We start from the raw sequence: 1,404 nt of genomic DNA on the forward strand, positions 1-1,404 counted from the left end.
GGGATCGAGAACTCGATCTCACGGGCTAGTTGGGCGTCCTTGCGCTTCTCGCCAGCTTCCACCGCATTCCAAAGCGTTGTGCGGTCTGACAGATGCACCAGTGCACCTTCCGGTAACATCACTTCTGAGTGCGTGACGCCGGTCTTGTTCGAGAAGTCATGGTGCCGCTCCAGCCGTTCGTCGAACAGCTCGGATGCGGAGCGGTACGCGGCTGCCGCAACCGCGCTTGAGCCGGATGAACGGCCGATAACCTTTGCGGAGAAATGGTAGATCGCCATGACGAACGTGTTTCTACTCCTCTTAGCGTTGATCGGCAACGATCTATAAGCGCGCACTCACAATCCGCTCCGCTTCTCGTGATTGACTGCTGGCCGCTTTCTGGCCCTTCCGGCTTTACCCCTTTGCTGGTTGCGCTAAGATATGGATTATGGGAAAGCGGGGGAAGCTGACCTGTGCGTCAGCTGGTATCAAAAGGATCGGCAAAATGAGCGACCAGATCCTGATCCGCAATTATATCGCAGACGTCGCTACATCGCCGCTTGCAGCGTTCGCCGATCTTGCGCCGTGGGCGATCACCATCCGAGCACATGAGGTTGTAGCTGTAATCCTGGACGAGCTTGATGCTGGCTATCGGATTTCCGACAATGTCGCCGTGCATGAAACCGCCAGCATAGAACCGGGCGTCGTGCTGAAAGGCCCCACGGTCATCGGACCGTCGTGCTTCATTACAAGCGGCGCTTATGTTCGCGATGGCTGTTGGCTGGGGGAGCGTTGTACGTTGGGCCCGGGCACCGAACTCAAATCGTCATTCCTGTTTTCGGGGACTAAGCTCGCCCATTTTAATTTTGTCGGAGACAGCGTGCTGGGCGCAGGCGTCAATCTCGAAGCCGGGGCCATCATCGCCAACATCCGGAATGAGCGTGACAATCCCGCCATCCTTATCGTGCTCGACGGCACGCGAATTCGAACAGGGGTCGACAAGTTCGGAGCACTGGTCGGCGACGGCGTTCGCATCGGTGCTAACGCTGTCGTCGCGCCTGGCGCGTTGCTTAAGCCTGGCATGACGGTCCCGCGGCTGGGTCTGTTAGACATGGGGTCACATATCGCAGCAGTCTGATGGTGCCGCGACGCGTTGGAGTGAAGGGATATGCGTAAAGTTCGCGATTATGATGCCGAACTAAAGGCACTAAATGACAAGGCCCGCTCGCTCAAAGCGAAGCGGGTCGAGCAGCTCGGCCAGCTCGTCGCCGCAACCGGCGCCGATGTGCTCGATGCCGAAACCCTTGCTGGCGTTCTGCTCGACGCGATTGCTTCCAAAGATCTCGCGGCAAAGGAGGGATGGCGATCAAAAGGCGCTGCCTTCTTTCAGCGGCGCGGGCGCAAAAGTGGCGGCGATGCTACGGG

General features: G+C 58.5%; 3 protein-coding genes. 2 read left to right on the forward strand and 1 reads right to left on the reverse strand.

Annotated features, from left to right (window positions below; genetic code table 11):
- On the reverse strand, positions 1-278 hold a 278-nt coding region (locus RH90_RS21485), incomplete at its 3' end, for a MobA/MobL family protein (RefSeq protein WP_010189065.1).
- Between the two features lie 206 nt (positions 279-484).
- On the opposite strand from RH90_RS21485, the gene RH90_RS21490 reads away from it, so the two are divergent.
- Both RH90_RS21490 and RH90_RS21495 read left to right on the forward strand, forming a co-directional pair.
- Positions 485-1,117: a transferase gene (locus RH90_RS21490; RefSeq protein ID WP_029625590.1), complete on the forward strand. Its 633-nt coding sequence runs from the start codon at positions 485-487 to the stop codon at positions 1,115-1,117.
- Between the two features lie 30 nt (positions 1,118-1,147).
- A partial coding sequence (locus tag RH90_RS21495) for a conjugal transfer protein TraD (RefSeq protein ID WP_010189068.1) occupies positions 1,148-1,404 on the forward strand: 257 nt, incomplete at its 3' end.

The organism is Sphingomonas sp. PAMC 26605 (assembly GCF_000241485.1).
Taxonomy (GTDB): Bacteria; Pseudomonadota; Alphaproteobacteria; order Sphingomonadales; family Sphingomonadaceae; genus Sphingomonas.

Coding starts and splice junctions, on each gene's coding strand:
- RH90_RS21490 (WP_029625590.1), top strand. CDS start 485: ATGAGCGACCAGATCCTGATCCGCAATTATATCGCAGACGTCGCTACA.